We start from the raw sequence: 25,859 nt of genomic DNA on the forward strand, positions 1-25,859 counted from the left end.
TTGCATCGCAGTCAACACCATCCAACCATTCATTGAACGGAGGCCATTCATGCGATCCATACTGCTTTTTCTTCTGGGCGTGCCCATTCCCATCATCATTTTGATTGCACTGATGTTCTGAAGGAGCGCCGCATGCCCGCACCGCGCCGCAGCCACCCGGCCGCGCAGCAGCCGCGGCGGGCTGCTGCGGCCGGCGGGCAGGACAAGGCTGCCGCTTCGCTGGCGGCCTACCGGCAAAAGCGCGACTTCACGCGCACACCGGAGCCCTCGGCAGAACCTTCCAGCGACACGATTGCAGGGCAGCCCGGCGCGGGCGCCCTGCAATTCGTCATTCAAAAGCACTGGGCCAGCCATCTGCACTACGACTTCCGGCTGGAGCTGGACGGCAGCATGAAAAGCTGGGCCGTGCCCAAGGGCCCCAGCTACGACCCGGCCGACAAGCGCATGGCCGTGCAGGTGGAAGACCACCCCATGGCCTACAACCGCTTCGAAGGCCAGATTCCGCCGGGCCAGTACGGTGCGGGCAAGGTCATCATCTGGGACCGGGGCACCTGGTGGCCACAAGGCGACGCCGCCGAGGGCCTTCGCAAGGGCAAGCTCAGGTTCGAACTGCGCGGCCACAAGCTGCAGGGCCGCTGGACCCTGGTGCGCATGCGCGGCAAGGACGATGCCAAAAAACCCGCGTGGCTGCTGATCAAGGAGCATGACGGGCTGGAACGCGCCGCCGGCGAATTCAGCGTGGTCGAGGACATGCCCGACAGCGTGGCGGGCCTTCCCCTGGAACCTGCAGCAGCGGCAACGACAGAAACAGAAACAACAACAGCAACAGCGCCAGCGCCAGCACGAAAGCAGCACGCCGGCACCGCGACCATGCCGCAGGAGATCGCCCCCCAGCTGGCGACCTTGGTGGACCGCCCGCCCACGGAGGCCGGGCAATGGATCTTCGAGAGCAAGTTCGACGGCTACCGCCTGCTGGCGCGCGTCGACAGCGGTACCGTGCGGCTTGTCACGCGCAACGGCAAGGACTGGACCGCCAGAATGCCTGCCCTGGCCCGCGCCTTGGCGGCCCTGCCCTTGCAAACAGGCTGGATCGACGGCGAGGTGCTGATGCTGGACAGCGACGACCGCCCCGACTTCCAGGCCCTGCAGAACGCCTTCGACGGCGAGCACACCGACCTGCTGGTCTTCTTCGCCTTCGACCTGCTGTGGCACGACGGCCAGGACCTGCGCCAGCAGCCCGTGGAACAGCGCCGCCAGCGGTTGCAGGAGCTGCTGCACAAGGCGCCGTCGGACCGCGTTCGGTTCAGCCAGGCCTTTGACGCCCCGCCCGCCGACCTGATGGCCGCCGCCTGCCGGCTGGGCCTGGAGGGCGTGATCGGCAAGCGGCGCGGCAGCGCCTACGTCTCGCGGCGCAGCATGGACTGGATCAAGCTCAAGTGCGGCCACCGCCAGGAGTTCGTGATCGCCGGCTATACCGATCCCCAGGGCTCGCGCACCGGCCTGGGGGCCCTGGTCCTCGCCGTGCACGGCGAGGACGGGCAGCTGCACGCGGCCGGCAAGGTCGGCACGGGTTTCAACGCACGCACCCTGGCCGCCCTGCGCCAGCGCCTGGACGGCCTGGCCACCGGCACATCCCCGCTGGCAGACACCCGGGGCCTTGGCAGCCAGGTGCACTGGGTGCGCCCCACCCTGCTGGCCGAAGTCTCGTTCGCGCAATGGACCGCGGACGGCCGCATCCGCCACGCCGTATTCCAGGGCCTGCGCACGGACAAGCCTGCGCGCCGCATCGCAAAAGAGGAGCCACAGCACGTGCCATCGACCGCATCTTCACCCCGCACCGCAACCCGCCACAAAGCCGCCCCGCCCCGCATGGCCAAGGCGGCGCGCCTGCCCGCCACGATCGCCATCACCCATGCCGAGCGTGTCATCGACCCCTCCACCGGCATCACCAAGATGGAGCTGGCGCGCTACTACGCCACGGTGGCCCCCTTCATGATCACCCACCTCAAGGCCCGGCCCGTGGCCATGGTGCGCGCGCCGGAGGGCATCGAGGGCGAGCTGTTCTTCCAGAAACACATGGACCAGACGCCGCTGCAGGGCATTGCCGCCCTGGCGCCCGAACTCGATCCCGGCCATGCGCCGCTGATGGAGGTGGCGCGGCGTGAAGGCCTGGTGGCGGCCACGCAGATGAACACCATCGAATGGCACACCTGGAATGCCCGCCGGGACCGCATCGACCGGCCCGACCGCATGACCTTCGACCTGGACCCCGGCGAGGGCGTGCCCTGGACGCAGGTGCAGGAAGCGGCCACCTTGCTGCATGTGCTGCTGCAGGAGCTGGAGCTGCCGGCCTTCCTCAAGACCAGCGGCGGCAAGGGCCTGCATGTGGTCGTGCCGATCAAGCGGCTGCTGGATTGGGACACGGTCAAGGCCTTCTCCCAGGCCGTGGTCCAGCACCTGGCCAGCACCGTGCCCCAGCGCTTCGTGGCCAAGAGCGGGCCACGCAACCGCGTGGGAAAAATCTTCGTGGACTACCTGCGCAACGGCTTTGGCGCCACCACGGCCTGCGCGTGGACAGCGCGTGCGCGGCCCGGCATGGGCATCTCCGTGCCCGTGGGCTGGAACGAGCTCGACAGGCTCACGGGCGGCGCGCACTGGACCATTCGCTCGGTGGACCAGCGCCTGCGCCTGGGCAACTCGCCCTGGGAGCACTACGGCACGGCGGCCACCAGCCTGGGCCGCGCCATGAAGGCGCTGGGCTTCGAGGCACCGGCCCGCGAAGCGCCGCCAACGAGGAAAGCACAACGATGACCAGGAAAGCCACATCTCCTCGCACGGCCCCGGCCGTCTCCTCGCGCAGCCTGTGGAAGGGGGCCATCAGCTTTGGCCTGGTCCACATCCCGATAGGCCTGTATGCGGCCACGGCCAGCACGGACATCGACTTCGACTGGCTGGACAAGCGCAACATGCAGCCCGTGGGCTACAAGCGCATCAACAAAGTCACGGGCAAGGAGGTGGCCTCGGCCGACATCGTCAAGGGCGTGGAATTCGAAGAAGGCCGCTACGTGGTGCTGAGCGCCGAAGAGATTGCCGCCGCCTTTCCCAAGACCACGCAGACCATAGAGATCGAGGCCTTTGTCGATGCCGACGATATCCCCTTCATCTACCTGGAGCGGCCCTACTACACCGCCCCCCTGCACCGGGGCGGGAAGGTCTACGCACTGCTGCGCGAGGCGCTGCGCAAGAGCAACAAGGTGGGCGTCGCCAAGGTCGTCATCCAGGCCAAGCAGCACCTGGCCATCCTGATCCCCTGCGGCCGGGCACTGGTGCTGAACCTGCTGCGCTGGGGCGGCGAGATCCGTTCCTTCGAGCAGCTGGACCTGCCGCCGCTGGACGCAAGGGCCGCAGGCATCAAGGCCGCCGAAATGACCATGGCCCTGGCACTGATCAAGGACATGAGCCAGGCCTGGGACGCCGACCAGTTCCGCAACTCCTTCAGCGAGGAAATCCACCAGCTGGTGCAGGCCAAGGCCCATGCGGGCGACGTGCAAAGTGTGCAAAGGCAGCAGGACGCGCCCGCCGCACCCGCCAACGCAGCCGTGCTGGATCTGACCGCCCTGCTCAGGAGCAGCCTGGGCAAGGCAGGCAGCGGGGCCCCCGCCTCCGCGGCCAAGGAAAAAAATACCGGGGCGGCGGCAAAAGCTGCAAAAGCTGCAAAAGCGCCCGCGACCCGGACAACGCCCAAGCCCCGAAAGCCAGCGTCCAAGGCGCCTGCAAAACGTTCAACATCCAAATGAAACGGACCATTGCCGTTTTGCATAATCTACAAATGGCATTTCATGATAAAAAATACATGCATTTTTTGCCGCAAAAATGGATTCCACGATACGCATAGCAAATTCCAATGATTTACCAAAAGTAATCTTCCGAATTTCCTACACGCCGTGGATTTTTCAGGCAGCACAATGAAATTGCAGTGATGACGGCATCGCTGTTTACTTAAGGAGTATGGAAATGACGCAACAGACCAATAACCCTCAAGGCAACACGGCCAGCAACCAGCAAAACGACAAGAACAAGCAGAACCAGCAGCAGCAGCAAAGCAATCCCAATAATCCCAACCATCAGCAACAGCAGAGCAACCCCCAGCGCAACCAGCCGGGTCAGCAGCAAAAGCAGGACAGCCACCAGCAGCGTTGAGCCGCAGGTTGCATGACCTGAAAAAAGGGTCCTCCGGGCCCTTTTTTTATTTTCCCATTGCGGCAACTGAAAAACATACCGTTGCTCCGCTTGAAATATCCGCGTCAAAAGAACATGGCGTTCATTCCCAAGGAGTGCATCATGGCCAAGAAAGCCCCAGCTGAAAAGAAATCCCCATCCCAATGCCCCGTTGGCCACGGCGGAGAACTCCAGCAGCAGGCCGAAGCCTCTCATCCTGTATTGACGACGCAGCAGGGCATACCGGTTGCGGACAACCAGAATTCATTGAAGCAAGGGCCAAAGGGACCCACGCTTCTGGAAGATTTCATATTGCGCGAGAAAATCACGCATTTCGACCATGAGCGCATTCCGGAGCGGATCGTCCATGCACGCGGCACAGGTGTCCACGGTTATTTCCAGCTGACCGATTCACTGGAGCAGTACACCACCGCCAAGGTGCTGACCGAAACCGGCAAGCAGGTGCCGGTCTTCGTGCGCTTTTCCACCGTGGCCGGCGGCGCAGGCTCGGTGGACACCCCGCGGGACGTGCGCGGCTTCGCCATCAAGTTCTATACCGAAGAGGGCAACTGGGATCTGGTCGGCAACAACATTCCGGTGTTCTTCATCCAGGACGCCATGAAGTTTCCCGACCTGGTCCATGCCGTGAAGATGGAGCCGGACCGGGGCTTTCCACAGGCCGCCACGGCGCACGACACGTTCTGGGACTTCATCTCCCTCATGCCCGAGTCCATGCACATGGTCATGTGGATCATGAGCGACCGCACCATCGCGCGCAGCCTGCGCATGATCGAGGGCTTTGGCGTGCACAGTTTCCGGCTGGTCAATGCGCAAGGCAAAAGCACCTTCGTGAAATTCCACTGGCGGCCCGAGCTGGGCATCCAGTCCACGGTCTGGGACGAGGCCCTGAAGCTGCAGGCCGCAGACAACGACTACCACCGCCGCGACCTGTTCGAGGCCATCGAGGCGGGCGACTATCCGGCCTGGGAGCTGTGCGTGCAGCTGTTTTCGCAGGAACAGGCAGACGCCCTGCCCTATGACCATCTGGACCCCACCAAGATCATTCCGGAAGAGGAAATACCGCTGCGCAAGATCGGCCGCTTCGTGCTGGACCGCTGGCCCGACAACTTCTTTGCCGAGACCGAGCAGGTCGCCTTCTGCCCGGCCAACCTGCCCCCGGGCATCGACTTCAGCAACGATCCGCTGCTGCAGGGCCGCCTTTTCTCCTACCTGGACACCCAGCTGTCGCGCCTGGGCGGGCCCAACTTCACGCAGCTGCCCATCAACGCGCCCAAATGCCCGTTTGCCCACGACCAGCGCGACGGCCATATGCAGACCCAGGTGCCCAAGGGCCGCGTGGCCTACGAGCCCTCCAGCCTGCAGGCCGACAGTCCGCGCGCCTCGGCGGCGCGCGGCTTCAGGCACTTTGCCCAGGATGACGGGGACGGCGCCAAGGGCCGCATCCGCCCCGAAAGCTTTGCCGACCACTACAGCCAGGCGCGCATGTTCTACGCCAGCCAGAGCGCGGTGGAGCAGGCCCACATCGCCAGCGCCCTGGTGTTCGAGCTGTCCAAGGTGCAGACGCCGCATGTGCGACTGGCCGTGGTGGGCCACCTGCAGGTGATAGACGCCGACCTGGCAAAGCGCGTGGCCGACGGCCTGGGCCTGCCCCAGCTGCCGCCTGCCGCCAAGCCTGCCGTGCCCCCGCAAAAGCTGCCGCCCAGCCCGGCCACGCGCATCATCGACCGCATGAAGCCCACACTGCAGGGCCGCTTCGTGGCCATCCTGGTGGATGAAGGCTCCAGCGCCCGGCACATTGCCGCCTTCCACAAGGCCCTGGTGGCGCAAAAGGCCAGCGTGAAGATCATTGCGCCCAAGATCGGCGGCGCCACGCTGGACGACGGCAGCCACCTGCCCGCAGACGGCCAGCTGGCCGGATCGCCCTCGGCGCAGTTCGACGCCGTGGTGTCCATCCTCACGCCGCAGCGCGGCGAAGCCCTGGCCCGGGAAGCGGCCGCCCAGGACTGGTTCCGCGATGCCTTCGGCCACCTCAAGGCCATTGCTGCCTGCAAGGCCACCGGGCACATCCTGCAGACCGCGGGCATCACGCCGGACGAGGGCGTGTTTCCCATCGACACGCCCAAGCCCTTTGTCGAAGGCGCCAAGAAACGCTTCTGGGACCGCGAGCCCACGCTGAGGACGCTGGCCTGAGGCCGCCGGCCACCGGTTTTTGCGAATCATTGCTACCAAATGTCAACGCTTCGGCCCCGTGCAAGGGTCCGGGCATGGCGATTGCTGCAGCGGCTGCATGTCCGCTGCGGCCCGCCACCATCACAGGAGAAACCGTTCCATGATCGCTGCGCCACCCACACCGCCTGCCACACCTCCCGTCGCTCCGCCGGTCAATCCGCCGCCGACCGAGCCGCTGGTGCCACCCGTGGGTGATCCTCCGCCGGCTCCGGCGCCTTCACCCTATTCCGATCCCCCCATCGCACCTCCGCCTCCGCCGCCGCAGGGGTTGCACTGACTGCAGACCTCATCCATATCAACGACCGCATGCCCGGCTGGCGCCGCGTGCGGCGTGGCAAAGGCTTTTCCTATGTGGACCAGGACGGCAGGCCCGTGCGCGACGCCCAGGCGCTGGAGCGCATCCGCAAATTGGCCATTCCACCGGCCTATGTGGATGTATGGATCTGCCCTGACGCCCGGGGCCACCTGCAGGCCACGGGCCGCGATGCCCGCGGGCGCAAGCAATACCGCTATCACCCGCAGTGGCAGGAGCAGCGCAAGCAGGTCAAGTTCGACCGCATGCGCGAGTTCGGCCGGCATCTGCCCGCCATTCGGCGTGCCGTGGCGCGGGACCTCAGGCCGGGGCGGCCGCAGCTCGAAACCGTGGTGGCCACCATCGTCTGGCTGCTGGACTGCACGGCGCTGCGCGTTGGCAACGACGAGTATTCAGAAGCCAATGGATCCTTCGGCCTGACCACGCTCAGGAACCGCCACGCCCAGGTGCGCGCCGGCGAGCTGACGCTGAGCTTCAAGGGCAAGAGCGGCGTCGCCCAGCAGGCCCGCGTGTCCGACCGGGCCGTGGCCCGCATCGTCAAGCGCTGCCAGGACCTGCCGGGGCAGCGGCTTTTCCAGTTCGTGGACGACGAGGGGGATGTTCACCATGTGCGCTCCGAGCACGTGAACGACTACATCCGCAGGATCTGCAGCAAGGCCGGGGCAGACGAGGCAGACGGACCGGACTTCAGTGCCAAGGACTTCCGTACCTGGCATGCCAGCGTGTACGCGCTGGAGCTGGCCATGGCCGCCGCAGCGTCACCGGCGGGCAGCCGCCATCCGGGCGCGCTCACCTTCACGGACCTGATCGCCGAGGTGGCGCGGCGCCTGGGCAATACTTGTACGGTTTGCCGCAAGTTCTACATCCATCCCCGGGTACTGGCCCTGTGCGAGCAGCCCGGGCAATGCCCGCCCGCCGCGACCGCTGCACCCGCACGGCGCACGCGCGGGCTGAGCGCCAAGGAATGCCTGTTCCTGGGCCTGCTGGAGCCCCAGCCCCGGCCCCGCCGGACCCCGCCCCGCCGTGGCCAGGGCGCCAGCCGCCGGCCCGCCTGATCCGCTTGATCCCCTCTTTGCGGCGACGGCGGCGGGGACCGGACCACCCGGCAAGCACTGTGCCTGTGGACTGACACCGATGCATACATCCCAGCCCCTAAACTGCCGGATCATGAATTTTTGTCAAAACAGGCTGCGGCCAGCAGCTCTGGAGGCCATGGAATGAACCACGTGCTGATCGTCGATGACGACGCGGACTCGGCAGCCACCATGCGCGAACTGGTGGGCGTGGACCGCTTTTCGGTCGCCGTGGCCCACACCCTGCGCGATGCGCGCCGCCAGATGGCCATGCAGCCGCCCAGCCTGGTTCTGCTGGACCTGCAGCTGCCCGATGGCAACGGCATGGACCTGTTCGGCGACCGGCAAGTGCCGCAGGACTCGCAGATCGTGCTGGTGACCGGCCATGCCAGCCTGGACTCCTCCATCGAAGCCCTGCGCCGAGGCGCCATGGACTATCTGGTCAAGCCCGTGGGCATAGGCCGGCTCGAGGACATTCTTTCGCGCTTTCTCATCCCCACGCCGGGCCTGTCGGGCGCGGACAGCCGCAACGGCGCAGGCCCGGCCTCCGATCAGATCACGGCACAAGACCATTGCGCACCCGCTGGCAGCTACTGCGCGCAGGAAGGACGCTTTGGCCGGCTCCTGGGCCAATCGCCTCCCATGCAGCGCCTGTACCAGCAGATGGAGCGCGTGGCAGGCACCTCGGTCACGGTATTCCTCACGGGGGAGAGCGGCACCGGCAAGGAGGTCGTGGCGCAGACCCTGCACGACTTGAGCCAGCGGCGCAGCCGCCCGTTTCTTGCCGTGAACTGCGGCGCTATTTCGCCGCATCTCATCGAAAGCGAGATCTTCGGCCACGAAAAGGGCAGCTTCACGGGCGCCGACCGCCAGCACCAGGGCTTTTTCGAGCGCGCGGCCACGGGCACGCTGTTCCTGGACGAGATCACGGAAATGCCCATGGAGCTGCAGGTCAAGCTGCTGCGCGTGCTGGAGACCGGCCGCTTCATGCGCGTGGGCTCCACCCAGACGCTGCAGACCGATGTGCGCGTGATCGCCGCCACCAACCGCTGCCCCTTCGAGGCCGTGGCCAGCGGCAGGCTGCGCGAGGACCTGCTCTACCGGCTGAACGTCTTTCCCATCGAGCTGCCGCCGCTGCGCGAGCGCCTGTCCGACGTCCCGCTGCTGGCCCAGCACTTGCTGCAGGCCATCTCGCAGCGAGAGGGGCAGACCAAGCAGTTCACGGCGTCGGCCCTGAGGCAGTTGGCGCAGCACAGCTGGCCCGGCAATGTGCGCGAGCTGCGCAATGCCGTGCAGCGTGCCTACGTCATGGAGCCCGGCCCGCAGGTAGGCACCGAATGGCTGCCCCGCCCACCGGTGGCCATTGCCCAGCCCGCCCCCATGCCGGTGTCATTGCACGCATCCGTGCACACATCCGTGCCTGCACAGCTGGCCGCCAACGCCCCGCAATTGCCGCCCACTTCGCAGGCCGCGCCTGTCGCCGTGCATCCTTTCGCCGACCACGGCGCGGCAGGCGACGTCTACGACCTGCCCGATATGGAGCCGGCCACCATACAGCTGCCCATCGGCATGACCATGGCGCAGGCCGAGCGGCTGCTGATCCAGGCCACGCTCAAGCAGTGCAAGTACCAGAAGGAACGCACGGCCGCCGTGCTCGGCATCAGCCTCAAGACGCTGTACAACCGGCTCAAGGACTATGCGGGCGGCAAAAAGGACAGGACGGACGCCGAACCCGGCTGACACGTGCGCAGACGCGCACAGCACCTGCTGCCGTTGCCTTGCGGGCACGCTGCTTGCCACCCTGCAAGCACCTTTGAGCAACCAAGGACAAGCCCATGGACTCCTCTCCTGCCCGCGCCTACGGTGTCTTCAAGCCCGTGGGCCACATGGTGGTCTCTTTTCCCACTGCTGCGCAGGCCGATGACGGCATGGCGGCGCTGCAGGCGCTGAACCTGCCCGAGCAGGACGTACGGCGCTACACCGACCGGGAAATGCTGGCCCAGATCGACCAAGACCTGCGACAGGCCAGCCCCGTGGCCGCCGTGGGCCAGGAACTCAATCTGGTCAAGGCCCACCAGGCCCTGGCCGAGCGCGGCTACCACTGGCTGGTGGTACGGGTGGACAGCGACGAGGCCGCACGCAACGCCGCAGATGCCCTCAAGGCCGCCGGCGCCGAGCGCGCCCAGCTCTACGGCCGCTTCATCATCGAGGAATTGATAGAACACGCCGCCGATCTGCCCCAGGTCAGCGAGTCGCCCGACCGGGGCCTGGACGCCCAGACACCTTCAGGCCGCGAAGCCGAGCGGGCACAAATCCGCCCCGCGCCGGCCCAGGGCAACGGCACCCCGCGACCGGAGCGCTGAGTCGCTTGCGACGGGCAGGCACGCCGATTGCCATTGATATTCAACTGCAACTTTTGTCAAAGGCGATGCCATGGATTTCCTCATCTGGCTGATGGTGGGCGGGCTGATCGGCTGGATCACCAGCATGGTCACGAACACCCAGGCCCAGCAAGGCATTTTGCTCAACGTGGCAATAGGCGCCATCGGCGCCTTGCTGGGCGGCTGGCTGCTGGCGCCGCTGCTGGCGCCCTCGGCCATGGATGCGCAGGCGCAGGTGCCGGCCACATCCATGTCCATCTTCATTTCGATGGCCAGCGCCGTTGCGCTGCTGGCCATCTTCAACCTGTGCAAACCGCGCATGCGCCACTGAGCCGGCCCGGCCACGGGCCATTGACTTGCAGGAAAGGAGCCTCCATGAGCAAAGATCCCTTCCAGACCAGAAGTACCGCTGGCAGCACCGACCTCTCCCGCCAGGGCAGCGCCGTGTGCAAGAAACCGCTGCGCTCCATTGCCACGGCGCTGGCGGCGGGGCTGCTGATCGCGCGCCTCGCACGCTGACCGGGCTCGGCCCTCCTCTCTTTTTTGACTTTCCTGCTTGCTGACTGCGCGCCCCGGCGCGCAGTCCTGTTTCCAGGACCGCGAATGCCAGCTCAGTCCAGGCTTTGCGCAAGACAATCCTGCGCCGCCATGGGCACGCGCGGCAGGACCAGGGAGACGACCAGGCCGCCGCTGGCTCCATCGCCGTCGCCTCCCCCGCTGCCCCCCTCGGCCCACGCCACGCCACCGCCAGCCAGGCACAGCCGGCGCGCCAGGGCCAGGCCGCAGGAGGCATCTGCATCGGCGTCGCTCAAGCGCACGCCGGGGCGGGATTCCTGCGGCCGCTGTGGCGCCTCGGCGCTGGCTGCGGCCACTACGCCCGCTACGCCCGCTACGCCCGCTTCGGCCGCAGCGCCCGCTTCGCCCGGACCCGCCCCCTCCGGCCCCGGCTCGGTGTCCTGCCAGTGGGCCACGGCCTCGATGCGGATCTCCACCTGCTCGCCCTTGGCGGCCGATGCCGCAAGATGTCCGCCCACGGGATGTGCCGCCATGCGCACGCGTGCGCCATCGGGCAAGGCCTCGCGCACGGACAGGAAAATGCTGATCAGCGCCAGCTCCAGCTCGTCAGGGTCCACATACACGCCCAGGCGCGCGGCCGGCTGGCCCGGCGGGCTGGCCTCGGCGGGCTCAGCCACCTCCAGCGCCACGCGCTTTCCCAGCACCACGGCCAGCGTGCCCCGCACGCCCGGCAACCAGCGGTACAGATCCACCACCAGCGCATGCGTGCTGTGGCGCGGCCCGAAGCGCAGCAGCTGCTGTGTCAACCGGCTGGCCGTGTCCACCGAACGCAGCATGGCCTGTGCAGGCAGGCGCAGGTTCGGGTCCTCCGAACGACGCTCAATCAGATAGGCGCTGTTGCTCAGAACGCCGAGCTGGTTGTTGAACTCATGGGAGAAGCGGCCTGCCAGCCGGCCGACCACCTGCAGGCGCTCGTTCTGGATATGGGCCTCGCCGGCTTCGTTGTCCCGCTCCCCCGGTGCGCCGCCGGCCTGGCTGCGCCGGGCCGGCCTCATCGGGTCCGCCCTGCCACGCAAGGCCAGCCCCGCCAGGCCCAGGCCGGCCAGCGCAAACAACACGATCGCCGCCCAGATCACGCCCCTCAGGAGCGGGGAACACGCCGGATCCAGCGCGGAACAGGGAACCCAGCTCACCCAGGTCCAGCCCTGGGCCGTCCTGCTGAAGAAAACGCGCAGGGTGCCGCCCTGCGCATCGGGCACATCCAGCCAGCCGTGCGCCAGGCTGGAAGCCAGGCGCTCGCTGAAATCAGCGGGCAAGGCAGGCTGACCCGTTGCCGCAGCCGTGCCGGCCGGCACCGCACGGCCCGCGCTGTCCACCAGAAAGCCGGACCATCCCGCCTCCAGCAGCGGTTGGACGGCAGCCAGCGCCTGCTCGGCATTGGCAGCGCGTGGCTCCTGCCTGTCCAGCAGGCGGGCCGCGGCCATGCTGGCGATGCGAACGGCCTGCTCCTGCGCCGCGTGCCCGGATTGATAGGCGCGCAACAGCAGCCAGGACGAGGCGGCCAGCACAAGCACCAGCAAGGCCAGAAGCAACAGGACCCGTCTCAGGCGCATGGACATGGATGGCCCGCGTGCGGCGCCGCGCGCCCCGCCTTGCGGGACTGCATTGAGGGTTCCCGGCGGCGGGACCGTGTGAAAACCGGTGGATTGGTACATGGCAAAGTTTGCAGAAAACCTTGCGCCCGAGCGGAAATTTTTACCGCAGGCGCCTTGAGCGGCCCTGCTGTTGCAAAGCCGATACCCGCAGCGACGGCCGAACCCCGGGCCCCTGTGCCTTCTGCGCAGCAAGTACGCAGCAGGTTTCGTGCCCAAAGTGTATCCAGACGATTCGCCACGCTGATCGGGGCATGAACGTTGCGTCCTTGTGGCCATCGCAACAAGGAGACGAGATGGGTTCCATGCACCTCAAGGCGGACATACGCCAGTCCCAGACGCTTTCCCCGCGCTTGCAGCACGCGGTGCGCATGCTGCAGATGTCCTCGCTGGACTTTGCCGCGATGGTGCGCAGCAAGATGGAGGACAACCCATTCCTGGAAGATGCCGAGCCCGCAGATGACCGCGACCTGTGGGTGGCCGACATGCACCTGGGCGCGCGCCAGGCCGTTGACGCGGAGGGCTCCGCCATGGACACGGCTGCCTGCGAAACCACGCTGGCCATGCACCTGCACGGCCAGCTCAACGTGACGGCCATGACGCCGCGCGACCTGTGCATGGCGCGCGCCATCGTGGAATCGCTGGACGACGACGGCTATCTGCGCACGGACCTGCAGGAGCTGGCCGGCCTGCTGGCGCTCAGCCCGGCGCCCGATGCGCAGGAAATGCTCATCGCCCTGCGACTGGTGCAATCGCTGGATCCGGCGGGCGTGGCCGCGCGCAGCGTGGGCGAATGCCTGTTGCTGCAATGCCCGCAGATGGCTGACGCCACGCTGCGCCAGCTGTCGCAGACCCTGCTGCAGCACCACATGGACGCGCTGGCCGCGCGCGACGTGCCGCGGCTGGCCAAGGCGCTGCAGGTGCCGGCGGCCCAGATCGTGCAGGCCATGGATGCCATACGGCGCCTCAACCCCAGGCCTGGCTGGAGCTTCGGCTCCACGCGCGTGGACTACATCGTTCCCGACGTGATCGTGCGCAGGGGACCGAGCGGCTGGAATGTGCAACTGAACCCCGCCGTCGTGCCGCGCGTGCGACTGAACAGCGTCTACGAGCAGCTGTTCCAGCGCCACCGCTGCACGGGCCAGGCCCAGCTGGCCGACCATCTGCAGGACGCGCGCTGGACCGTGCGCAATGTGGAGCAGCGCTTTTCCACCATCCTGGACGTAGCCCGGGCCATCGTGCGAAAGCAGGAGCTGTTCCTGGAGTTCGGCGCCATGGCCATGAAGCCGCTGGTGCTGCGCGAAATTGCCGAGGAAGTGGGTGTGCACGAATCCACCGTCTCGCGCGTGACCAACAACAAGTACATGGCCACGCCCACGGGCGTGTTCGAGCTCAAGCACTTCTTCTCGCGCCCCATGCTCAGTGCCAGCGGCAGCGCCTGCTCGGCCACGGCCATCCGCGAGCTGATCGGCGACATCATCGCGGCCGAATCCGATGCCCGGCCCCTGTCCGACGTCGATATCGCACGCCAGCTGGGCGCCCAGGGCCTGGTCGTGGCCCGCCGCACCGTCACCAAGTACCGCCAGCTGCTGCGCATAGCGCCGGCCGACCGGCGCAGGCGCCACGGCTGACACGGCACCTGCCGTCGCGGCCGCGGCCTTGCGATGGCCCTTGGCGCCGCTGCCCGTGGCGGTGTGTCCTGCCAAGCCCCACTGCCTTGCAGCGGCTTGTCGCTCCCCCAGGTCCTGCCTTGTCCGACAGTTGCAGGCCGCCGTCCGGCCTAAGGTGAAGGCTCATGGATTGAAGGAGACCGCCATGGACACCCCTCCCCGCAGAGTGCACGCCCCCCTCGAACGCCAGCGCAGCGAGAACAACCACAACCGCGATGGCCGCTGGCCGCTGCGCATCGCCGCCCTCACGGCCGCCGTCGCACTGATCCTGGTGCTGATGTTCAACTTCATGGCACCCAGGGGGCGGCTGGATGCGCCCAGCGCCACCGGAGGGCCAGCGACAGAGCCCACCTCCTCTGCCTCGCCGGCCGCACCTGCCGCACCTGCCGCGCCGTCCATGACGCCGCCGCAGGCCGATCCGGCCACCGCCCCCGCCACCGCCGCGCCACGCTGAGCCCGCCTGCCCACTTGTATCAACCCTTCCCCTCAGGACAGCAGCAGCCATGAACCACCCCCTGCCCCACGCACCCAATATTCCCCAGGTGCCGACCACGCCCAACGACCCCGTGGCACCCGACGATCCCAACCGCCAGCCCGGCCGCCCGCGCGGACCCGAGCCGATAGATCCGCCCACCACGGCGCCCCCCATAGAATTGCCGCCCGCGCCCGAGCAGGAACAGACCCGCAAGGGAGAGTGACATGCCCCGAGGAGACCAATCCACCGATACCCATGAGCGAAAACGCCAGGCCCGGCACATAGTGCACAGCCACGAATCGCGCGGCGCAGGCCATGAAGAGGCCGAAAGGCGCCTGTGGGCCACCGTGGACAAGGACAGCGGCGGCGGCAGGCAATCGGGCTGCGGCCGGGGCCGGCAAGCAGCGCATTGCGCTGCCCGCAAGGGCGCCCGCAGGCGAGGCGCCGCACCTGCAGCGCAATCCGCCTCGCGATAGCTGCGCCGCCCCCGCGGCCCCGGCGCCTGGATCAACGACACAGGCCGGCCCGCGAAGTCGGCAATCCCGTGGGAGAACCCGTGAATTCAGAAGACGGTTTTGGATTCCTGCCGCAGCGCGGCGAAATGGCGGCGCGCGTGCGCGCCCACGACTGGGAGGGCACGCCCCTGGGCTCGCCGCAGAGCTGGCCGCAAAGCCTGCGCAACGCCGCCAGCCTGATGCTGGGCTCGCGCTTTCCCATCATCATCTGGTGGGGCGATGACTTCCGGCTGATCTACAACGACGCCTACATTCCCTTCCTGGGCACCAGCAAGCACCCCAAGGCGCTGGGACAGGCCGGCGCGCAATGCTGGAGCGAGATCTGGGACGACATCGGCCCCATGCTGGAGGGCGTGCTGCGCACGGGCCAGGCCACCTGGTCCACCGATGCGCGCTACTTCTTCGACCGCGAGCTGCCGCAGGAAGAGGTCTTCGTCACCTTCACCTACGGCCCCATCCTGGCCGATGACGGCATCACCGTGCAGGGCGTGTTCTGCCCCTGCACCGACACCACCGAGAAAATCGTCAGCCGGCGGCGCCTGGAGACGCTGCACCGCCTGGGCATCCGCACGCTGGACATGCGCAGTGCCAAGGACGCGGGCGAAAAGGTCTGCGCCGTGCTGGATGAAAACCCCTACGACGTGCCCTTCGCCATCATCTACGAATGCCAGGCCGCCCCGGATGCAGGCAGCGCAGACACCGCTCCCCCGGCCTTCCAGCTGCTGTGCTCCACCGGCATGGACACCGACCTGGCGGCCGACCCCGCGCCCTGGCCGCTGGCCCAGGCCGTGCAATCGGGCCAGCCGGCCAACGTGGACCTGGCGCAGCTGGGCCTGACCCTGCCTGGCGGCCCCTGGCCCGAACCCTCGCGCCTGGCGCGCATCGTGCCCGTTCGCTGGTCGGGCGACGGCCAGGCCTCGGGCGTGCTGGTGCTGGGCGTCAGCCCGCGCCGCCCGCTGGATGCGGAGTACTGCGCCTTCCTCGATATGGTGGCAAGCCACACGGGCGGCGTTGTCGCGCACGCCGTGGCCTATGAGCAGGAAGCGCGGCGCGCCCGGGCCCTGGCCGAGGTGGACCGTGCCAAGACCGTGTTCTTCTCCAACGTCAGCCACGAGCTGCGCACGCCGCTGACGCTGATCCTGGGGCCGCTGGACGACGCCCTGCGCGAGCACGGCGGCCACCTGCCGCCCGATCAGGTGCAGATGGTCCACCGCAACGCGCTGCGCCTGCAAAAGCTGGTCAACGCCCTGCTGGACTTCGCGCGCATCGAGGCCGGGCGCATGCAGGCCAGCTACGAGCCCACGGACCTGGCCCGCGCCACGGCCGAGCTGGCCAGCGTGTTCCGCTCGGCCATGGAGCAGGCGGGCCTGCGGCTGCGCGTGGACTGCCCGCCACTGCAAGGGCCGGTCTACGTGGACCAGGACATGTACGAAAAGATCGTGCTCAACCTGCTGTCCAACGCCTTCAAGTTCACCTTGCAGGGCGAGATCGCCGTGGCGCTGCACGACGCGGGCCCTGCGGTGGAGCTGTCCGTCAGCGACACCGGCTCGGGCATTTCGCCCCAGCACCTGCCCCATCTTTTCCAGCGCTTTCACCGCATTCCGGGCAAGCCCGCCCGCACGCACGAGGGCACGGGCATCGGCCTGGCCCTGGTGCAGGAACTGGTGCGGCTGCATGGCGGCACCATCACGGTCACCAGCACGGAGGGCGAGGGCAGCCGCTTCGCCGTGCGGCTGCCCAAGGGCAGCGCGCACCTGCCGGCCGAACAGGTGAACCCCATCGCGTCACCGTCAACCCCGCCGCCGCCGGGGCACGGCGCGGGCGCCCCGGCCGCACGCCAACTCGTGGACGAGACGCGGCAGTGGGAGCCGGGCGAATCGCCCACGCACGTCCCGCACGTCCCGCACGCCCCGCACGGCATGCCGGCTGGGGCCGAACCGCAAGGCCCCCGGCCGCGCATCGTCTGCGCCGACGACAACGCCGACATGCGCGGCTACATCGGCCAGTTGCTGCGTCCGCTGTACGAGGTGGAGGTGGCCGGCGACGGCCGGGCCGCGCTGGACTGCATCCGGCGCCAGCGGCCCGATCTCGTGATTGCCGACGTGATGATGCCCGTGCTCGACGGCTTCGAGCTGCTGCATGCGCTGCGCAGCGACGAGGCCACGCGCTCCATCCCCGTCATCATGCTGTCCGCGCGTGCAGGCCAGGAGGCCCAGGTCGAAGGCCTGCGCGCAGGCGCGGACGACTACCTGGTCAAGCCCTTTTCGGCGCGCGAGCTGCTGGCGCGCGTCGCCTCGCTGCTGCAGCTCGAGCGCGTGCGCGAGCAGGCCCATGCCGCCCTGCGCGCCAACGAGAAAAGGCTGCGCGCCATCATCGACCAGATGCCGGCGGGCGTGGGCGTGTCCGACATGGGCGGCACCATGGTGCTCAGCAATGCGCTCATGGACCGATTCGTCCCGCGCGCCATCCCGTCCACCCTTGCCGACCGCGTGCAGCGCTGGCGCGGCTGGGACGACAAGGGCCGGCCCATACCGCCCGAGAACTGGCCCGGCAGGCGCGCGCTGCGCGGCGAGGTGGTCATGCCGGGGCTGGAAATGCTGCACACCGACGACGAGGGCCGCGAATGGTGGATGCGCGTCAGCGCCGCTCCGCTGCGCGATGACGGCGGGCAGCTCGTGGGCACCTGCTCCATCATCCAGGACATCACCGAACTCAAGCGCGCCGAGCAGCACCTCAGGGAGGCCGACCGGCGCAAGGACGAGTTCCTGGCAACCCTGGCCCACGAGCTGCGCAATCCGCTGGCACCCATCAGCCACGGCCTGCAAATCCTCAAGCGCACCGCCCATGGCGACGACAGCGCGCGCCGCAGCCAGGAGATGCTGGAGCGCCAGGTCAACCACATGGTGCGCATGGTGGACGACCTGCTGGAGGTCTCGCGCATCACCACGGGCAAGGTCCAGCTGCGCAAGGAGGTGGTGGAGCTGAACAACGTGCTGCAAGGCGTGGCGGCGGCCAGCCATGCGGTCATGGAATCCGGCGGCCACCAGCTTCGGCTGGAGCTGCCCGCCGAGACCCTGCTGCTGCCGGCCGACCCCGTGCGGCTGGCGCAAATGGTCACCAACCTTCTCAACAATGCCGCCAAGTACACCGATCCCGGCGGCCACATCGTGCTGGCGGCCTGGGCAGAGGGTGCGCAGGCCGTGATCTCCGTGCGTGACGACGGCATAGGCATCCCCGCCGCGCTGCTGGACAGGATCTTCGACATGTTCATGCAGGTGGACCGCGGCGGCCGCCGGGGCCAGGGGGGCCTGGGCATCGGCCTGACCCTGGTGCGCAGCCTGGTGGAGATGCACGGCGGCAGCGTGCAGGCTCTCAGCGAAGGTCCGGGCCAGGGCAGCGAATTGCGGCTGCGCCTGCCCTTGCCGGCCCATGCACCTGCCGATGCATCCGCCCATGCACCCGCCGATGTGCCCTCCCTGCCCGGACCGGCCGCAGGCGCGCAGTCCGGGGATGCGCCAGCCTTCGGCCGCATCCTGGTGGTCGATGACAACGCGGACGCAGCCGACACCCTGTCCATGCTGCTAGGGCTGCTGGGAGCCGAGGTCGAGATCGCCCGCGACGGCCCCGGCGCGCTGGCCATGCACGACGCCTTCAGGCCCGACGTCGTGCTGCTGGACATCGGCCTGCCCGGCATGGACGGCCTGGAAGTTGCGCGCCGCATCCGCGCCCGGCAGGGCCGCGACCAAGTCCTGCTGATCGCCCTCACGGGCTGGGGGCAGGAGGATGACCTGAGACGATCGCGCGAGGCCGGCATGGACCACCACCTGGTCAAGCCCGTGAGCTTCGACACGCTGGAGCGGCTGCTCAGGAGCCTGCGCACGTCTGCATGAGCACCGCCTTTGCGCGCGACAATCCCCGCTTCGCCCAGCCTGCCTGCGCCGCCTGCGCGGCTCGCGCGCCTGCCGCAGAACTCACCGAGACCCATGACCGCCCTGCCCCCCATCAATGCCGAGCGCCTTTGGCGCCGTGTCCAGACCCTGTCCACCTTCACCCTGCCCGACCGGCCCTGGACCCGCCGCGCCTTCTCGCCCGAGTTCGACCAGGCCCGCGCCTGGCTGCGCGCCGAGTTCGCGGCCGCGGGCATGCAGGTGCATCTGGATGAAGGCGGCAATCTGGTCGGCCGCCTGCCGGCGGCCCAGGCCGCTGCGGGCGGCGCAGAACGCGCCCCCATCTCCACCGGCTCGCACTGCGACACCGTGATGATGGGCGGGCGCTTCGACGGCATCATCGGCGTGCTGGCCGGCATCGAGGTGGCGCACTGCCTGCATGAAAACGGCATCGCCCTGCAGCACCCGTTCGAGGTGATCGACTTCCTGTCCGAGGAGCCCAGCGACTACGGCATCTCCTGCATCGGCAGCCGCGCGCTGTCGGGCAAGCTGGACGCCGCCATGCTGGCCGCCCGCAACCCGCAAGGCGAAACCCTGGCCGAAGGCATGCGGCGCATCGGCGCACGGCCCGAGGCGCTGCACCGCCCGCTGCGCAGCGCCGGCGGCACGGCCGCCTTCGTGGAGCTGCACATAGAGCAGGGCCCGGTGCTGGAGCAGCGCGGCCTGCCCATTGGCGTGGTGACGAACATCGTGGGCATACGCCGCGTGGGCTTCACCGTGCACGGCCAGGCCGACCACGCAGGCACCACGCCCATGGACATCCGACAGGACGCGCTGGTGGGCGCGGCGCGCATCATCGATGCGGCCAACCGCAAGGCCGCTGCGCTCAATGGCCAGCCCCACTATGTGGTGGCCACCGTGGGCCGGCTCTCGCTCACGCCCAATGCCTCCAATGCCGTGCCCGGCCTGGTCGAGATGATGATGGAAGTGCGCAGCGACCACGCCGGCGTGCTGGAGCGCTTTCCCGAGGAACTGCTGGCCGAAGTCCTGCCCGGCCTGGCCGCCCTGCGCGTGCGTGCCGAGATGGCCGACGTGAGCCGCTCCCAGCCCACGGACTGCGCTGGCCTGGTCATGCAGGGCGTGGAGCAGGCCTGCGACAACCTGGGCTACGCCCACATGCGCATGCCCAGCGGCGCCGGCCATGACGCCGTCTACATGTCGCCCACCGGCCCCATGGGCATGATCTTCATCCCCTGCCTCCACGGCCGCAGCCACGCGCCCGAGGAATGGATAGAGCCGTCCCAGCTGCTGGACGGCACCCGGGTGCTGTACGAGACGGTGCGCGTGCTGGACAGGCAGTTGGCGCAGGGCTGAGCGCCTGGCCTGCGGCCAGGCACCAAGGCGGCATAAAATAGCCCGCTTCCCTCTGGAGCAGGCACAAGCTGCTCCTTGGTGGAAGCCCCTGTGGCACAGATTGCGGAAATCCGCCCAAATAGCGGGTTTCCCAATGCAAGATGGCGGAACCACCCTCCCCGATCATCGACAACCCACCGCATGGGCGGCCCGGCACTGCCGGTCCGCTGCGAGAGGGTTGCACCGCCCCATCAGACCCTGGAGTTTCTTCTTTCATGTTCCGCCAACTGATCACCTGCACCGCCGTGGCCGCCGCCATGGGCCTGAGCTTTTCCGCAGCCGCCCAAGGCGCGGCGGCCGACTATCCGAACAAGCCCGTGCGCATGATCGTGCCCTTCCCGCCCGGCGGCGGCACCGACATCCTCGCGCGCGTGGTGTCCAACAAGCTCACCGAAGTCAGCAAGTGGACCGTGGTGCCCGACAACCGCGCGGGCGCAGGCGGCACCATCGGCATCACCGAGGCCGCCAAGGCAGCGCCCACGGGCTACGACATGGTCATGGGCCAGAAGGACAACGTGGTCCTGGGCCCCTACCTCTACAAGAACCTGCCCTGGAACCCGGTCAAGGACCTGGTGCCCGTGGCCCACGTGGCCTACACGCCCATCGTGATCGCCACCAGCGTGAACTCGCCCTACAAGACCCTGGCCGACATCTTGGCCGCTGCCAAGCAGCACCCGGGCAAGGTGACCTACGGCTCGCCGGGCAATGGCACCAGCATCCACCTCTCGGGCGTGCTGCTGGAGAAAGCGGCGGGCATCCAGCTGGTGCACGTGCCCTACAAGGGCTCCAATCCGGCCCTGATGGATGCGCTGGCCGGCAACGTGGATCTGCTGGTGTCCTCCGTGCCCTCGGCCATCGGCCAGATCAAGGCCGGCAAGCTGCGCGCCATCGCCGTGACCTCGGCCAAGCGCTCGTCCTCGCTGCCCGACACGCCCACGCTGGCCGAATCGGGCCTCAAGGGCTTTGACGTGAGCACCTGGTACGGCCTGTTCATGCCCAAGGGCACGCCCACGGCCATCGTGACCAAGGTCAACGCCGAAGTGAACAAGCTGCTGGCCATGCCCGAAGTGCGCGACGCCATCCAGACCCAGGGCGCCGAGCCCCAGTCCATGACCGTGGCCGACTTCGACAAGATGTTCCAGGCCGACTTCAGGCAGTCCAAGCAGATCGTCGAGTCCTCGGGCGCCAAGATCGAGTGACGCCGCGTCTCCTTGATGCAGATCAGACTGATCTGCATCAAGGGGCGATGTGACAGTCCCGTGAATACTTCTCCGGAAATCACCGAATTCCTGGAGAACGCCATGGCATTGCTGGTCTGGGTCCCCGAGCTGGACACCGGAATTGCAGAGATCGACAGGCAGCACCGCCGCATCGTCGACTACATCAACAAGCTCTACGAGCTGCGTTCCTCGCCCGACCGCGAGGCCCTGGGCGATGTCATCGGCGAGATGATCGACTACACCGTCTCGCACTTCGTGTTCGAGGAAAGCCTGATCGAGAGCGCCGGCTACATGTTCGCCGGCCCGCACAAGAAGGTGCACGAGCTGTTCACCCGCCGCGTGATCGAGATGCAGACCCGCTTCGATGCCGGCGAGGACGTGGCCGCCGAGCTGCACGGCATGCTCTCGCGCTGGCTGTTCAACCACATCCGCAACGAAGACACCGGCTACGTGGACTCGGCCAAGGCCTATCTGCGCATGGCGCGCGAGTCCAGTCCTGCCGCCGAGAAGGAAAGGCTCAAGAACGAAGTGCTGCAGGAACTGGAACTGCAGCGCAAGAAAAAGGGCTGGCTGGCACGGCTGCTCAATCGCTGATCGCCCTCTCTCCCTGCAGCGCACCAATAAAAACGGCTCCCGAGGGAGCCGTTGACGTTTCACCCGGCGAAGGGCCGAGCGGTCCGGTGATTACTCGCGCACCACCAGCACCGGCACGCGCACGGCGCCCAGCACGCGCTGGGTCACGCTGCCCAGCATCAGCTTTTCCAGGCCACGGCGGCCTTGCGAGCCCATGATGATCAGGTCGGCGCCCGTGCTCTCGAGCACGCGCACGATGCCTTCGTGCACCGCATGGCCTTCGCCCACCACGGTGGTGGCGGTGATGCCGGCCTCGTCGGTGATCTTCTTGACGGCGTCCAGCGTGGTGTTGGCCTCGGCCGTGGCCGCGCTCAGGTACTGCGACTGGCCGTAGGCGAAGTCGGCGCCCACGCCCGTGAACGGATAGGGGTCCACCACGTAGACCGCCGTCAGCGTGCTGCCAAAGACCTTGGCCAGCTCCACGCCCTTGTGGACCGCCAGCATCGAGCTGTTGGAGCCGTCCACGGGAACCAGGATGTGCTTGAACATGCGTTTTCTCCTTTGTGCTTGGCCGCCCTCAGGAATCGGGGGCGGCCGGGTCGATGAACCAAAGTGTGCGCCCATCATGCGCCAGCGTCTTGAGCTGCATCAATCCTTGCGGCGACGCGTCAGCTCCGAGCCCTGGAAACCCTGGCGGCGATAGGTCAGCACCAGGGTATCGCGCACACCGCCCGGCTGCTCGGGCTGTATGGGCGTGGTCTCGTGGATCATGCGGGCATCGTCCAGCAGCATTACCGACCAGGGCTCGGTCAGCGTGAAGCGCTGGCCGCTGGGGCCCGTGGCCTCGAAAATGCGCGTCTCGCCGCCCTTCACGCCCTCGCGCCCGACCAGGATCACGGCCACCAGGTCCACGCCGTCGCGGTGCGCGCCTTCGGGGGTGGGCCGGCCAATGCCGTCCGTGGTGTCGATGCGGAACTGGTGGGACTCGATGAACCAGCGCTCGTGCTGCACATCATCGCCCTGGGCGCAGAACACCTGGTCGGACAGGCCCGCCAGCGCCAGCAGCAGGCGGCTCCAGGTGGCGCTTTGCGCCGTGGCATCGCGCATGGGCTCGAACATGCGCAGCATGCCGCCATGCAGGGCGTTGTACTCCACCGGCTGCCAGTGCGCGCGGTGCTCCACCTGCTGCAGCCCGTCCTGCCCGGCGATGAAGCAGGAATGGCGGCGACGCCGGTAGCGGCCCCCGTCCTTGAGAAAGGCATCGGGCGGCAGCTGGGCCCAGTCGGCATCGAGCGCATGCAGCTCGGTCAAGGACACGCCCGCCCAGGCCGCGAATTCGTCGGGGCGCAGCACCGCATAGCCTGCGTCGCGCAGCGACTGCGCTGCATTCTGGGGAGCGATATAGGGAGGGGGAAACGTGATGTGCGCCATAACCTGCCAAGCTTACTCCTCGCCCGTGCCCGTCCGGGCGAGGCGGCCTGCAAATTTGCGCAATGCTGTGGCGACAGGCGCGCATCAATGCGGGCGCAGCCTCGGCGGCGCCCGGGGCCTCACGCCGGCCCTCACACCAGCGGCAACCCCACATAGTTCTCCGCCAGCGAGGTCGAGCCTGCACGGGAGTTAACGATGTAGTCCAGCTCCGCCTCCTGCACCTTGGTGTCGAAGCCGCCCGCGTCGGGGAAGCGGTGCATGAGCGAGGTCATCCACCACGAAAAGCGCTCGGCCTTCCAGACGCGGCGCAGGCATTGCTCGGAATAGCCGTCGATGCCTTCGGGCGCCTTGTCGCGGTAGTACTGCGCGAAGGCGCTGGACAGGTAGCCCACGTCCGAGGCGGCCAGGTTCAGGCCCTTGGCGCCCGTGGGCGGCACGATGTGGGCCGCGTCGCCGGCCAGGAACAGGCGGCCGAAGCGCATGGGCTCGGTCACGAAGCTGCGCAGCGGGGCAATGCTCTTTTCCAGCGAGGGACCGGTCACCAGGCGCTCGCGGGCCTCGGGGTCCAGGCGCAGGCGCAGTTCGTTCCAGAAGGCTTCGTCGCTCCAGTCCTCCACTTTCTCGGTCAGCGGCACCTGCAGGTAGTAGCGGCTGCGCGTGGCGCTGCGCTGGCTGCACAGTGCGAAGCCGCGCTCGGTCTGGGCGTAGATCAGTTCGTGCGAGACGGGCGGCGTGTCCGACAGCAGGCCCAGCCAGCCGAAGGGGTAGACCTTCTCGAAGGTGCGCACCTTGTCCTGGGGCACGCTGGCGCGGCAGATGCCGTGAAAGCCGTCGCAGCCGGCGATGAAGTCGCATTGCAGCTCATGGACCTGGCCGTCCTTTTCGTAGCGCACGACGGGGCTGTCGCCATCGAAGCCCACGGGCTGCACGTTGCTGGCCTCGTAGACCGTGGTCAGGCCCTCGGCGGCGCGCACTTCCATCAGGTCGCGCGTGACCTCGGTCTGGCCGTAGACCATGACGCGCTTGCCGCCGGTCAGGCCGTGCAGGTCGATGCGGTGACGCTGGCCGCCGAACAGCAGCTCGATGCCGTCGTGCGGCAGGCCTTCGGCGCGCATGCGGGCATCGGCGCCGGCCTGCTCCAGCAGGTCCACGGTGACCTGTTCGAGCACGCCGGCGCGGATGCGTCCCAGCACGTAGTCGGCGCTGCGCTGCTCGATGATGACGTTGTCTATGCCTGCGCGGTACAGCAGCTGGCCGAGAAGCAGGCCGGCAGGGCCTGCGCCGATGATGGCGACTTGGGTACGCATTGATCTGTCTCCGTTGCGTTGTTCGATGTCATGGCCGGTTCATGCCATGGCCTGGTCCCAAGACTAGTTTTGAGGCAGCGCAAAGACGAGGGGCTGGCACATGAGTTGCGCGGTGATCGCGCAATCTGCGCGACAATCGCGCACTACCTGCATGCACGCCCTCCCCGCCCATGAACCAGCCCTTTCCCATCGACCCGGATGACTTCATCGCCGGACTGGCCAAGGGCCTGGCCGTGCTGGAGAGCTTCGACACCGAGCGCCAACGCCTGAACGCCACCATGGCGGCCGAGCGCTCGGGCATCACGCGCACGGCCGCGCGCCGCCATCTGCTGACGCTGGCGCACCTGGGTTACCTGGAGACGGACGGCAGCCATTTCTGGCTGGCACCCAAGGTGCTGCGGCTGTCGGGCAGCTACCTGGCCTCGGCGCGGCTGCCGCGCATCGTCCAGCCCGTGCTCTACCGGCTGGCGGCGCAGACCCAGTTGTCGTTTTCCTGCGTGGTGCGCGATGGCCACGAAGTGGTCATCGTCGCGCGCAGCGCCCTGCACGAGCGCGGCCAACGCCTCATGGCCCACGGCCTGCACCTGGGCAGCCGCCTGCCCGCCCACGCCACCTCCACGGGCCGCGTGCTGCTTGCCGCGCTGCCTGCGGCCGAGCTCAGGCAATGGCTGGCATCGCACGATCTGCGGCGCCTGACCGCCCACACGGTCACCGACAGCGCAGCGCTCGAAGGCGTGCTGGACGAAGTGCGCCGACAGGACTTCTGCCTGGCCCTGGAAGAGCATGAGCTGGCCGTGCAGGCCCTGGCCGTGCCGCTGCGCAACATGGAGGGCCGCACGGTGGCCGCGCTCAACATCGTGACCTCGCCCCAGCGCATGGCGCCGGCCGACATGGTGGCCGAGCTGCTGCCGCTGCTGCAGGAGGCGGCGCGGGAGCTGCGGCCGTTGCTCTGAGGCCTGCTGACC

At 68.1% G+C, this 25,859-nt stretch carries 21 protein-coding genes; 16 read left to right on the plus strand and 5 right to left on the minus strand.

Annotation, left to right across the window (positions count from 1 at the left end; genetic code table 11):
* Positions 1–132 precede the first annotated feature (132 nt).
* Positions 133–2,811 carry a DNA ligase D gene (ligD, locus tag PO605_RS19820; RefSeq protein ID WP_272206775.1) on the plus strand — a complete coding sequence of 893 codons (2,679 nt, stop codon included), beginning with the start codon at positions 133–135 and terminating at the stop codon, positions 2,809–2,811.
* Positions 2,808–3,797, plus strand: a complete 990-nt coding sequence (gene ku / locus PO605_RS19825; RefSeq protein ID WP_016451498.1) for a non-homologous end joining protein Ku — start codon at positions 2,808–2,810, stop codon at positions 3,795–3,797. The genes ligD and ku overlap by 4 nt, the downstream gene beginning before the upstream one ends.
* A 202-nt stretch (positions 3,798–3,999) precedes the next feature.
* Here ku and PO605_RS19830 read toward each other — a convergent pair whose 3' ends face one another.
* Positions 4,000–4,434, minus strand: a complete 435-nt coding sequence (locus PO605_RS19830; RefSeq protein ID WP_272206783.1) for a hypothetical protein — start codon at positions 4,432–4,434, stop codon at positions 4,000–4,002.
* On the opposite strand from PO605_RS19830, the gene PO605_RS19835 reads away from it, so the two are divergent.
* The 6 genes from PO605_RS19835 to PO605_RS19860 all read left to right on the plus strand — a co-directional run bounded on the left by PO605_RS19835 (position 4,342) and on the right by PO605_RS19860 (position 10,754).
* Positions 4,342–6,429, plus strand: a complete 2,088-nt coding sequence (locus PO605_RS19835; protein WP_156136130.1) for a catalase — start codon at positions 4,342–4,344, stop codon at positions 6,427–6,429. The genes PO605_RS19830 and PO605_RS19835 overlap by 93 nt on opposite strands.
* A gap of 345 nt (positions 6,430–6,774) precedes the next feature.
* On the plus strand, positions 6,775–7,836 hold the full coding sequence (locus PO605_RS19840) for a DNA topoisomerase IB (RefSeq protein WP_267178609.1): 1,062 nt from the start codon (positions 6,775–6,777) through the stop codon (positions 7,834–7,836).
* A gap of 162 nt (positions 7,837–7,998) precedes the next feature.
* Entirely contained in the window at positions 7,999–9,594 is a 1,596-nt protein-coding gene (locus tag PO605_RS19845; protein ID WP_272206776.1) for a sigma-54-dependent transcriptional regulator, read from the plus strand.
* Between the two features lie 95 nt (positions 9,595–9,689).
* Positions 9,690–10,217, plus strand: coding sequence for a hypothetical protein (locus PO605_RS19850; protein WP_047473796.1), 528 nt, complete (start codon positions 9,690–9,692; stop codon positions 10,215–10,217).
* Positions 10,218–10,287: 70 nt separating this feature from the next.
* Positions 10,288–10,566 carry a GlsB/YeaQ/YmgE family stress response membrane protein gene (locus PO605_RS19855; protein ID WP_016446350.1) on the plus strand — a complete coding sequence of 93 codons (279 nt, stop codon included), beginning with the start codon at positions 10,288–10,290 and terminating at the stop codon, positions 10,564–10,566.
* A gap of 44 nt (positions 10,567–10,610) precedes the next feature.
* On the plus strand, positions 10,611–10,754 hold the full coding sequence (locus PO605_RS19860; RefSeq protein ID WP_016446351.1) for a hypothetical protein: 144 nt from the start codon (positions 10,611–10,613) through the stop codon (positions 10,752–10,754).
* 92 nt (positions 10,755–10,846) lie between these two features.
* On the opposite strand, the gene PO605_RS19865 is transcribed toward PO605_RS19860, so the two are convergent.
* Positions 10,847–12,466, minus strand: a complete 1,620-nt coding sequence (locus PO605_RS19865) for a hypothetical protein (protein WP_272206777.1) — start codon at positions 12,464–12,466, stop codon at positions 10,847–10,849.
* A 233-nt stretch (positions 12,467–12,699) separates the two neighbouring features.
* Between PO605_RS19865 and rpoN the strand changes: the two genes are divergently transcribed.
* The 7 genes from rpoN (at position 12,700) to PO605_RS19900 (ending at position 22,177) form a co-directional block, all read left to right on the plus strand.
* Positions 12,700–14,034 (plus strand): RNA polymerase factor sigma-54, encoded by a 1,335-nt coding sequence (gene rpoN, locus PO605_RS19870; protein WP_017404821.1) that lies wholly within the window; start codon positions 12,700–12,702, stop codon positions 14,032–14,034.
* 184 nt (positions 14,035–14,218) lie between these two features.
* Positions 14,219–14,527, plus strand: coding sequence for a hypothetical protein (locus PO605_RS19875; RefSeq protein WP_047468927.1), 309 nt, complete (start codon positions 14,219–14,221; stop codon positions 14,525–14,527).
* 49 nt (positions 14,528–14,576) lie between these two features.
* Positions 14,577–14,771: a hypothetical protein gene (locus tag PO605_RS19880; RefSeq protein ID WP_016446355.1), complete on the plus strand. Its 195-nt coding sequence runs from the start codon at positions 14,577–14,579 to the stop codon at positions 14,769–14,771.
* A 333-nt stretch (positions 14,772–15,104) separates the two neighbouring features.
* Complete coding sequence (locus PO605_RS19885; RefSeq protein WP_272206778.1) at positions 15,105–18,953, plus strand: ATP-binding protein; 3,849 nt, start codon at positions 15,105–15,107, stop codon at positions 18,951–18,953.
* A 93-nt stretch (positions 18,954–19,046) separates the two neighbouring features.
* On the plus strand, positions 19,047–20,324 hold the full coding sequence (locus PO605_RS19890; protein ID WP_047475034.1) for a Zn-dependent hydrolase: 1,278 nt from the start codon (positions 19,047–19,049) through the stop codon (positions 20,322–20,324).
* A 254-nt stretch (positions 20,325–20,578) separates the two neighbouring features.
* Complete coding sequence (locus PO605_RS19895; RefSeq protein ID WP_047475036.1) at positions 20,579–21,562, plus strand: Bug family tripartite tricarboxylate transporter substrate binding protein; 984 nt, start codon at positions 20,579–20,581, stop codon at positions 21,560–21,562.
* Positions 21,563–21,622: 60 nt separating this feature from the next.
* Positions 21,623–22,177 carry a bacteriohemerythrin gene (locus PO605_RS19900; protein ID WP_227468561.1) on the plus strand — a complete coding sequence of 185 codons (555 nt, stop codon included), beginning with the start codon at positions 21,623–21,625 and terminating at the stop codon, positions 22,175–22,177.
* Positions 22,178–22,267: 90 nt separating this feature from the next.
* On the opposite strand, the gene PO605_RS19905 is transcribed toward PO605_RS19900, so the two are convergent.
* From PO605_RS19905 to pobA, 3 genes are all read right to left on the minus strand, one after another.
* A complete protein-coding gene (locus PO605_RS19905) occupies positions 22,268–22,705 on the minus strand; it encodes a universal stress protein (RefSeq protein WP_016446360.1) in 438 nt (145 codons plus the stop codon).
* A gap of 99 nt (positions 22,706–22,804) precedes the next feature.
* Positions 22,805–23,587 (minus strand): 2OG-Fe dioxygenase family protein, encoded by a 783-nt coding sequence (locus tag PO605_RS19910; protein WP_016451485.1) that lies wholly within the window; start codon positions 23,585–23,587, stop codon positions 22,805–22,807.
* A gap of 131 nt (positions 23,588–23,718) precedes the next feature.
* Complete coding sequence (gene pobA / locus PO605_RS19915; RefSeq protein ID WP_013801914.1) at positions 23,719–24,894, minus strand: 4-hydroxybenzoate 3-monooxygenase; 1,176 nt, start codon at positions 24,892–24,894, stop codon at positions 23,719–23,721.
* A gap of 170 nt (positions 24,895–25,064) precedes the next feature.
* Between pobA and PO605_RS19920 the strand changes: the two genes are divergently transcribed.
* A complete protein-coding gene (locus PO605_RS19920) occupies positions 25,065–25,847 on the plus strand; it encodes an IclR family transcriptional regulator domain-containing protein (protein WP_016446366.1) in 783 nt (260 codons plus the stop codon).
* Positions 25,848–25,859 lie beyond the last annotated feature (12 nt).

The organism is Delftia sp. DT-2 (assembly GCF_028401915.1).
Classification (GTDB): domain Bacteria; phylum Pseudomonadota; class Gammaproteobacteria; order Burkholderiales; family Burkholderiaceae_C; genus Comamonas; species Comamonas tsuruhatensis.

Bases quoted from the DNA above. Each gene is read 5' to 3' on its own strand.
- ligD (WP_272206775.1), top strand. From the start codon at position 133: ATGCCCGCACCGCGCCGCAGCCACCCGGCCGCGCAGCAGCCGCGGCGG.
- ku (WP_016451498.1), top strand. From the start codon at position 2,808: ATGACCAGGAAAGCCACATCTCCTCGCACGGCCCCGGCCGTCTCCTCG.
- PO605_RS19835 (WP_156136130.1), top strand. From the start codon at position 4,342: ATGGCCAAGAAAGCCCCAGCTGAAAAGAAATCCCCATCCCAATGCCCC.
- PO605_RS19830 (WP_272206783.1), bottom strand. From the start codon at position 4,434: ATGAGAGGCTTCGGCCTGCTGCTGGAGTTCTCCGCCGTGGCCAACGGG.
- PO605_RS19840 (WP_267178609.1), top strand. From the start codon at position 6,775: ATGCCCGGCTGGCGCCGCGTGCGGCGTGGCAAAGGCTTTTCCTATGTG.
- PO605_RS19845 (WP_272206776.1), top strand. From the start codon at position 7,999: ATGAACCACGTGCTGATCGTCGATGACGACGCGGACTCGGCAGCCACC.
- PO605_RS19850 (WP_047473796.1), top strand. From the start codon at position 9,690: ATGGACTCCTCTCCTGCCCGCGCCTACGGTGTCTTCAAGCCCGTGGGC.
- PO605_RS19855 (WP_016446350.1), top strand. From the start codon at position 10,288: ATGGATTTCCTCATCTGGCTGATGGTGGGCGGGCTGATCGGCTGGATC.
- PO605_RS19860 (WP_016446351.1), top strand. From the start codon at position 10,611: ATGAGCAAAGATCCCTTCCAGACCAGAAGTACCGCTGGCAGCACCGAC.
- PO605_RS19865 (WP_272206777.1), bottom strand. From the start codon at position 12,466: ATGTACCAATCCACCGGTTTTCACACGGTCCCGCCGCCGGGAACCCTC.
- rpoN (WP_017404821.1), top strand. From the start codon at position 12,700: ATGGGTTCCATGCACCTCAAGGCGGACATACGCCAGTCCCAGACGCTT.
- PO605_RS19875 (WP_047468927.1), top strand. From the start codon at position 14,219: ATGGACACCCCTCCCCGCAGAGTGCACGCCCCCCTCGAACGCCAGCGC.
- PO605_RS19880 (WP_016446355.1), top strand. From the start codon at position 14,577: ATGAACCACCCCCTGCCCCACGCACCCAATATTCCCCAGGTGCCGACC.
- PO605_RS19890 (WP_047475034.1), top strand. From the start codon at position 19,047: ATGACCGCCCTGCCCCCCATCAATGCCGAGCGCCTTTGGCGCCGTGTC.
- PO605_RS19895 (WP_047475036.1), top strand. From the start codon at position 20,579: ATGTTCCGCCAACTGATCACCTGCACCGCCGTGGCCGCCGCCATGGGC.
- PO605_RS19905 (WP_016446360.1), bottom strand. From the start codon at position 22,705: ATGTTCAAGCACATCCTGGTTCCCGTGGACGGCTCCAACAGCTCGATG.
- PO605_RS19910 (WP_016451485.1), bottom strand. From the start codon at position 23,587: ATGGCGCACATCACGTTTCCCCCTCCCTATATCGCTCCCCAGAATGCA.
- pobA (WP_013801914.1), bottom strand. From the start codon at position 24,894: ATGCGTACCCAAGTCGCCATCATCGGCGCAGGCCCTGCCGGCCTGCTT.
- PO605_RS19920 (WP_016446366.1), top strand. From the start codon at position 25,065: ATGAACCAGCCCTTTCCCATCGACCCGGATGACTTCATCGCCGGACTG.